Genomic DNA, 7,861 nt, shown 5'->3' on the forward strand with positions numbered 1-7,861 from the left:
TCGCCGGGCCGCTGGTGTTGCCCCCGGCAGGGGGTGGGCGGCTACACGAAGTGAGCCAACCTGGGGGCGAGTCATGTCTGCGGCGGCTCGCGGTACTCGACGTAGGCGCGGGCGCGGACTTCCTGGGCCCAGGTCTCCGTGGCCTGCTCGACCTTCTTCTCGCGCAGCACGGCGCGGGCGGCTTCGCGCTGCTCGGCCTGGCTCAACTTGGCATCGCGCCGGGCGACGACCTGGATCAGGTGAACGCCGAAGCGCGAGACCACCGGATCGCTGATTTCGCCGGGCCCCAAACGGTTCATCGCTTCCTCGAACTCGGGCACGAACTGGCCAGGACGTCCCCAGCCCAGGTCACCGCCCTGCTTGGCGCTGCCATCTTGCGAATTGTCGCGCGCCAGGCCGGCGAAATCGGCGGTGCCGGCCTGCATGCGCTTCTTGAACTCGGCCAGTTGGGCGACGGCCTCCGAGGTGCTGCGCTTGGGATCGTTGCGCAGCAGGATGTGGCGTACCTGGGTCTGCGTGACGACCGCTTCGCTGGCGCCAGGCTGGGACTTGGCCAACAGCTTGAGCACGTGGAAACCAGCGCTGGAACGGATCGGCCCGGCAATGCCGTTGATCGGCGTCGATTGCGTGGCCTCGATGAAGATCCCCGGATATCGGTCTGCGCTGCGCATGCCGATGGCGCCGCCGGAGACGCGGTCAGGCGAGTCGGAATTCTCCTGCACCAGCTTGGTGAAGTCCTCGCCGGCGCGGGCGCGTTGTGCCAGGCCCTGCGCGCGCTGCTGCAGCTTCGCCACATCGGCCTCGCTGGCGTTTTCGGGCACCAGGACCAGCAACTGGGCGATGTTGATGTTCGGCGCGAAAGCGGCATTGGCCCCAGCGCGCTGTTCCTTGATGAACTGGTCGACCTCGGCATCGCTGATCTTGGCTTTGGCCTCGATCTCGCGATCGCGCAGCCGCGTGAGGATGAGCTGGTCGCGCAAGTCGCGGCGGAACTGCTCCCGCGACAGGCCTTCGGCCGCGACCCGCCGGTGCAGTTCGGGGAGGCTGATCTGGTTTTGTCGGGCCACGGTCTGCTCGGCCTGGTCGACCGCCAGTTCATCGACCTTGATGCCGTATTCTTTTCCCATCTGCAGTTGGGCCCGCTCGTTGATGAGACGCTCGAGCACCATCCGCGTCAGCTCGGCGCGCGGAACGCGCTCGGCTTCGGGGTTTTCCTTCAGCACTCGCAGCACGCGCGACTGCACTTCGGTGTTGGTGACCGGCTCGGAATTGACCAGCGCGACGATGTATTCGGCCGAGCGGCGCACGGCAGGCGCCGGTGCGCGGGGCTCCGTGGGCGCCGGCCCCAGCCGCGGTCCGGACCGCATGATGTCGGTAATGCCCGCTCCCTGCGCGCCGGCAGCGGTGGCGAGGGTGGCAAGGCAGGCCACGGTGAGGATGGATCGGAAATGTTTCATGGCGAAGCGCGATCTCAGTCGTAATTGGTGAAGCGGCTCGCGCCGATGCTCGGCTGGCGCATCGGCGTATAGCGCTGGATGTTCTGTGTCAGCGTGCGCCTCGGGCTCGAACCGATGCTTGCGAAGCCGACCAGCTCGATCTGGAACATGATTCGAGTATTGGCTGTGACCTGTCCGGTCGTGACACGTTCCAGCACCACGCGCCCGATCCAGCAGCAGCCGTCGTATTCGAAGCCGAGCACGCCATCCGTCAGTTTGCTGGATTCCAGACTGTAGTTCAATCGGCCTACTGCGTACCAGCGACCGCCGCCTTGAYCCCTCCCGGGGCCCAGATCCTGGCCTTTGTCGCCCCAGAGATCGTTCAGGGGCCACTGCCAGCTGACGTCGAGCGCACGGTTGGCGTCGTTGGAGGTGGGCGTGGTGTCAGCCTGGTAGCGGTAGGCGGCGCTCACAGTGCGATAGGGGCCGGGGTTGTAGCGCGCGCTCAGCGCGGTGCGCGCGGAAGTCTGGGTGTCCGGGTTGTACTGGACGGTGCCGTCCATGGCCCATTTCGATGTCCAGTTGATCTGGGCGCCGAGCAGCAGGTCGCTCACCCGGTCGGTGACCGGCAAGGCGCCCGGCATCGTGACCAGCTGGTCCGCGAAGCGCAGGCGCTGGGCAACACCGAAGCGGGCCGCCTCGGCACCGGTTTCGGGGTCGATCAGCCGGGTGGTCACGCCGAGGGTCAGCAGGTTGCTGTCGGAAATGCGGTCATTGCCGGAAAACGCGTTCTCGGTATAGACAGTGGCGAAGTTGAAGTCGTTCTGCGCCGTGTCGTAGACCGGCAGGTAGTTCTGGTTGCGAAAGGGCGTGTAGACGTAGAACGCGCGCGGCTCCAGCGTCTGGCGGAAGGAACGGCCGAAATAGTTCGCATCGCGCTCGAAGATCAGGCCGCTGTCCAGGCTGAAGGTCGGCACCACGCGGTCTGCCGAGGTCGCACCGTTGGTCAGCAGCGGGCCATCGAACTGGTAGGCCGTCGCGTTCAGCATCACCTTCGGGACCACGAAGGTGCCCGGCGTCAGGAAAGGACGGCTCAGCGAGGCCAGGGAGAACACGCGTTCGCCGTTGGGCTGGCCCTGCACGAACGGATTCTTGGCCTCGAAGYGCGTGTAGTCGTTGATGACCGAGAAGTCGAAACCGTTCCAGTCGAACTTGTTGTAGTTCGCCGTGATCTGCGGCATCCGGTCGTAGGGCGGCACGATCGGCGCCGGCGCGTACTGCAGGGTCTGGTAGCTCAGCGCCCGCGCGGTGCCGCTCCAGTCGCCCTTGGACCAGTTGAGCGAGCCGTCGTTGGCCAGCAGGCGCTGCGTGAGCGAGGGCGTGTTGGTGAAATCGCGCCAATAGTTGTTGTCGCTGACGCGGTTGATGTTCAGCGTGCCGACCAGCGAGTCGAGGCCGAAGTACCGGGCGTCGAAGGTTTGCGAGTGATGGGTCCAGATGCCCCAGCGGTCGCGGTCGCGCAGGCGATCGTAGGGCATGTAGTCGGCCCGGACTTCACCGCTGTACTTTTCTTCGAGGTAGCGGAACTCGGTGCCCAGGTTGATGCCGCGCTTGCTCATCAGCGTCGGGTACAGCGTGGCGTCGCGGTTCGGCGCGATGTTCCAGTAATAGGGTGTCGTGATGTCGACGCCGTTGACGTTGTCGAGGCCGATCACGGGCGGCAGCATGCCGCTCTTGCGGTCGTTGCTGAGCGGGAAGCTCAGCGAGGGGAAGGGCGGCGTGGTGATGCCCATGAAGGTCAGGCGCGCCTGGGTCGCGACGCCGACGTTGTCCTCCGTGTCGGTCGTCAGTGTGGCGGCGCTCAGGAGCCAGGCCGGCATCCAGCCGGGATAGTCCTCGGGCCGGCAGGTGGTGTAGGTGGCCACGCGGGCGACCGACACGTTGCTGTCGACGAAGTCGATGCGTTCGGCATCTCCGCGGCCGCCGCTGGCAAGGAATCGGTAGCGGACCTTGTTGAAGAAGCCCTCGAAGGTCTCGATCTTGAGCTCGAGCTCGGGGCCCTCGTAGACGTTGCCCGCCTGGTTGATGCGCACGTTGCCGGTGGCGCGGGCGCGATCGTCGGGCTGGTAATACTCGAGCCGGTCGGCCCTGAGGGAGAGGTCGCCGCGGCGCAGGGTGGCGTTGCCTTCGACCACGGTCTCGAGGTCAGGCCGGCCGGAGATCTTGTCGCCGTCCACGAAGCTCGGCAGTTGGCCGCGCAGGGGCGCCGGGATGATCTCCGCGAGTTGCGGCGAGCGCTTGAGCACGAGAGGCTCGCCCAGGTCCGCGTCCTGCGCCCACGCGCCCTGCGCGTGCAGCAGCGCAAGCGACAGGAGCGCCAAGGGCAAAGGGGGGCGGCACCGGCGCCAAGCGGCTCGGTTCAGGTCAGGCATCGGTACGGGACAAATATCGTCTGGAGGGGGAGACGGCGCCAGGGGCCATCGGGTTGCGAAGCTCCGCGCCAGGCGGATTTGTAGAATCGATTATCCATGACAGCCCCTCAGCCATCGTCCAGCGCCGCCGCCCCCCTTCCCGAAGCACCGGCCTGGAGCGACCCGGCCCGYGCCCGGGCTTTCCAGCAATGGATGGAGCGCATTGCCGACCGCCACCATCTGCTGCCCGCGAGCGTGCGCCTGGCTTCGGCCGACGCCAGCTTCCGGCGCTACTTCCGCGTGGATGCGGCGGGCGCGCCGACCCGGATCGTGATGGACGCGCCGCCCGCGCAGGAAAACAGCGCTCCATTCGTCCAGGTCGCGAAACTGATGGCCGAGGCCGGCGTGCGCGTGCCGCAGGTGCTCGAATGGGACGAGACCGCCGGCTTCCTGCTGCTCGACGACCTGGGCCGCCAGACCATGCTGGATGTCATCGACCCGGCCGACGCCAACGCCGCGCGGCCGCTCTACGACCAGGCCATCGATGCCTTGATCCGATGGCAGCTGGCCTCGAAGCCCGATGTGCTGCCGCCCTACGACCGGGCACTCCTGGAGCGCGAACTGGCGCTTTTCCCCGAGTGGTACATCGCGCGCCATCGCGGCGTGGCGGTCGAAGGCCAGCTGAAGGAGCGGCTGGAGCGAAGTTTCCGAGCCATCGTCGAGAACAATCTGTCCGCCGCGCAGGTCTACGTGCACCGCGACTTCATGCCGCGCAACCTCATGGTCGGCGATGGCGCCGCGCTCGGCGTGCTGGACTTCCAGGATGCGGTCTTCGGGCCCATCACCTACGACATCGCGAGCCTGATGCGCGACGCCTTCCTGAGCTGGGACGAGGATGTCGTGCTCGACGTCACGGTGCGCTACTGGGAACGCGCGCGCAAGGCCGGGCTGCCGGTGGACGAGGATTTCGGCGCCTTCTATCGCTCGGTCGAGTGGATGGGGCTGCAGCGCCACCTGAAGGTGGCCGGCATCTTCGCGCGTCTGACCCTGCGCGACGGCAAGCCGAAGTACCTGGCCGACACGCCGCGCTTCATTGCCTACATCCGGGCGACCGCGGGCCGCTATCGCGAGCTGACTCCGCTGGTGCGCGTGATCGACGAGGTCGAAGGCACGCAGGCCTTGAGCGGCTTCGCCTACGGACGGATGTGACGGCGCGCTTCCATTGCGCCGTTGCGCTCGTCGCCGACAGCGCGCTCGTGCTTCCGCCCGGCGCCGCGCGCCATGTGCAGGTGCTGAGGATGCAGCCCGGCGACGCGTTGACGCTGTTCGATGGCCACGGTGGGCAATACGCCGCCACCGTCGAGCGCATGGGCCGCAGCGAAGTCGCCGTGCGGGTGGGCGCCCACACGGCGGACGAGCGCGAGGCGCCGCGTGCGGTCCACCTGGCGGTCGGCATGCCGGCCAACGAACGCATGGACTGGCTGGTCGAGAAGGCCACCGAGCTTGGCGTGGCCAGCATCCAACCCCTGATGACCGCCCACGGCGTGCTGAGGCTCAACGGCGAGCGCGCGGACAAGAAGCGGGCCCACTGGGAAGCGATCGCGATTGCCTCCTGCGAACAATGCGGGCGCAACCGCGTCCCGCAGATCCATCCGGTGCGAAGCCTGGCCGGATGGCTGGAGGCGCCCGAGGACGATGGCGAGCGCTTCGTGCTGAGCCTGGCGCCGGGCACGCGGCGCGCCATCGACGTGGCCGCCGAGTGGCAGGACCGGCAGGGCGCTCACATCGATGCCCGGGTGCTGAGCGGACCGGAGGGCGGCCTCAGTCTCGCCGAGGAACAGGCCGCCATCGCACGGGGCTTCGCGCCGCTGACGCTCGGTCCGCGCGTGCTCCGCGCCGAAACCGCGGCGCTGGCTGCGCTCGTCTGGCTGGCCGGCGGCTGATGTCGCACGGGCCAACGTGACAGAAGCCCGGCAGGGCGCGCAAAATGCCCAGTGCCCCGCGCGCGGGCTGTTCACACTCATACCTCAGGAGCCCATCATGGGATTGCTCGATTCGGTACTCGGTCAAGTGCTCGGCGGCGCCCAGCAGCAACCCCAGGCTGGGGGCGGCCTGGGAGATCTCGGCGGCCTGCTCGGCGGTGCGGGAGGCTCCGTGGACCATCTCGGCGGACTCGCCGGTGCGCTCGGCGGACTGCTCGCGAACAACGGCGAGGTCGGCGGTCTTGGCGGACTCGTCTCCAAGTTCGAGCAAGCCGGCATGGGCGACGTCGTCGGCTCCTGGGTCGGCAAGGGCGACAACGCGCCGATCTCGGGCGGGCAACTGCAGGATGTGCTCGGCAGCGACGCGATCGCCGGGATCGCCCAGAAGCTCGGCATCAACAGCGCGACGCTGCTGCCGATGTTGGCCGCACTGCTGCCGACGCTGATCGACCACCTCACGCCCAAGGGCCAGGTGCCCGCCGAAGGGCTGGGCAATCAGGACGAGCTGTTGTCATCGCTCAGCGGGCTGCTGCAGCAGAAGGGCTAGCAGGCGCGCCCTTGGCTTGCGGATTCGGGAAGCAGGGCGCTGCAGGGCGCCCTTTTTCATGCGTTCGTCGCGGGCGCGCCGTGATAGAACCGCCCCTCCATCCCCATTCCAACCCATGAATCGCAATCTCTGGCTGCTCGCCATCTGCCAAGGCCTGTTCCTGACGAACAACGTCACCTTCATGGCGATCAACGGTCTGGTCGGGTTGGCGCTGGCGCCGCGTGGCTGGATGGCGACCCTGCCGGTGATGGGCTACGTTGTCGGCGGTGCRCTGGCCACCGGGCTCGTGGCGCGCACGCAGCGGCGCTTCGGGCGCAGGCGCTCGTTCCAGATCGGCATCGCGGTGGCACTGGGCTCGGCGCTGCTGTGCGCGCAGGCGGCGCTCTGGCAGAACTTCTGGCTGCTTTGCTTCGCCACCGTGGTGGCCGGGTACTACAACGCCAATGCTGGCCTCTACCGTTTTGCCGCCGCCGAACTCACCGGACCCGACTGGCGCGAAAAGGCGGTCTCGCTGGTGATGGCCGGCGGCCTGATCGGTGCGGTCGCCGGACCGAACCTGGCCGCCGTCACGCGCGACTGGTTCGYGGTGCCCTTCGCGGGCGCCTACCTCGCGCTGGCCGCCGTCGCGCTGCTGTCGATGGCGGTCATGAACTTCATCGACTTCCCGGCACCACCACCCCGCAGCGCCACGGCCGCCGGGCGTTCCCTGGCCGAGATTGCGCGCCAGCCGGTGTTCATCGTCGCCGCCGTCTCGGGCGCGCTCGGCTTCGGCGTCATGAACCTGCTGATGGCCGCGACGCCGATCGCGATGCAGGTCTGCAGCCTGCCATTCAGCGACATTGCCTGGGTGCTCGAATGGCATGTGATCGGCATGTTCGCGCCCGGCTTCTTCACCGGCCACCTGATCCGCCGGGTCGGCGTGCTGCCGGTGATGGCGGTCGGGTTGGCGCTCAATGCGGGTTGCATCGCGGTGGCGCTGTCCGGCGTCGACCTGCACCAGTTCCTGATCGCGCTGTTCCTGCTCGGTGTCGGCTGGAACTTCCTCTTCACAGGCAGCACCACGCTCTCGCTCGCGGCCTACACGCCTGAAGAAAGGGATCGCGCGCAAGGGGCGCTCAACTTCTGCGTTTTCGCGACGCTGGCGCTGAGCTCCTTCGCATCCGGCGTGCTGGTCACGACGCAGGGCTGGCGGCTGCTGAACCTCGGCTCGCTGGTTCCCGTCGTGCTGACCGGCGTTGCATTGTTGTGGCTGGCGCGCCGGCAACGCCGGAGCGCCGCCGCCGCTGCGGCCTAGGGCGGAGGAAAGCGCGCGTCCAGCCAGCCTCGCAGGGCGTCGAACACGGGCTGCGCGTCGCGCTCGTTGAAGATCTCGTGGTACAGCGCCGGGAAACAGGTGCTGCTGACCATCGAGTCCGCGGCGGCTTCGGCGAAGGCGCGGCTGCCGGCGGGATTCACCAGGCGGTCGTCACCGGCATAGAGCAGCAG

The 7,861-nt window shown here is 68.0% G+C and carries 7 protein-coding genes; 4 read left to right on the forward strand and 3 right to left on the reverse strand.

Features of this window, described 5'->3' with window-relative positions; translation table 11 throughout:
* Positions 1-71: 71 nt before the first annotated feature.
* Together AC1D2K_RS24795 and AC1D2K_RS24800 are read right to left on the reverse strand one after the other, a co-directional pair.
* Positions 72-1,457: a peptidylprolyl isomerase gene (locus tag AC1D2K_RS24795; RefSeq protein WP_478091749.1), complete on the reverse strand. Its 1,386-nt coding sequence runs from the start codon at positions 1,455-1,457 to the stop codon at positions 72-74.
* Between the two features lie 14 nt (positions 1,458-1,471).
* Positions 1,472-3,868, reverse strand: coding sequence for an LPS-assembly protein LptD (locus AC1D2K_RS24800; RefSeq protein ID WP_478091751.1), 2,397 nt, complete (start codon positions 3,866-3,868; stop codon positions 1,472-1,474).
* A gap of 96 nt (positions 3,869-3,964) precedes the next feature.
* On the opposite strand from AC1D2K_RS24800, the gene AC1D2K_RS24805 reads away from it, so the two are divergent.
* The 4 genes from AC1D2K_RS24805 (at position 3,965) to AC1D2K_RS24820 (ending at position 7,670) form a co-directional block, all read left to right on the forward strand.
* Positions 3,965-5,056 carry an aminoglycoside phosphotransferase family protein gene (locus AC1D2K_RS24805; protein ID WP_478091752.1) on the forward strand — a complete coding sequence of 364 codons (1,092 nt, stop codon included), beginning with the start codon at positions 3,965-3,967 and terminating at the stop codon, positions 5,054-5,056.
* A complete protein-coding gene (locus tag AC1D2K_RS24810; RefSeq protein WP_478091754.1) occupies positions 5,053-5,790 on the forward strand; it encodes a 16S rRNA (uracil(1498)-N(3))-methyltransferase in 738 nt (245 codons plus the stop codon). The genes AC1D2K_RS24805 and AC1D2K_RS24810 overlap by 4 nt, the downstream gene beginning before the upstream one ends.
* A gap of 97 nt (positions 5,791-5,887) precedes the next feature.
* Positions 5,888-6,376: a YidB family protein gene (locus AC1D2K_RS24815; protein ID WP_478091755.1), complete on the forward strand. Its 489-nt coding sequence runs from the start codon at positions 5,888-5,890 to the stop codon at positions 6,374-6,376.
* 115 nt (positions 6,377-6,491) lie between these two features.
* A complete protein-coding gene (locus tag AC1D2K_RS24820; RefSeq protein ID WP_478091756.1) occupies positions 6,492-7,670 on the forward strand; it encodes an MFS transporter in 1,179 nt (392 codons plus the stop codon).
* On the opposite strand, the gene AC1D2K_RS24825 is transcribed toward AC1D2K_RS24820, so the two are convergent.
* The coding region (locus tag AC1D2K_RS24825; protein WP_478091757.1) for a serine aminopeptidase domain-containing protein at positions 7,667-7,861 on the reverse strand (195 nt) is incomplete at its 5' end. The genes AC1D2K_RS24820 and AC1D2K_RS24825 overlap by 4 nt on opposite strands.

Source organism: Variovorax sp. P1_H12_2 (assembly GCF_056405335.1).

Bases quoted from the DNA above. Each gene is read 5' to 3' on its own strand.
- AC1D2K_RS24795 (WP_478091749.1), bottom strand. From the start codon at position 1,457: ATGAAACATTTCCGATCCATCCTCACCGTGGCCTGCCTTGCCACCCTC.
- AC1D2K_RS24815 (WP_478091755.1), top strand. From the start codon at position 5,888: ATGGGATTGCTCGATTCGGTACTCGGTCAAGTGCTCGGCGGCGCCCAG.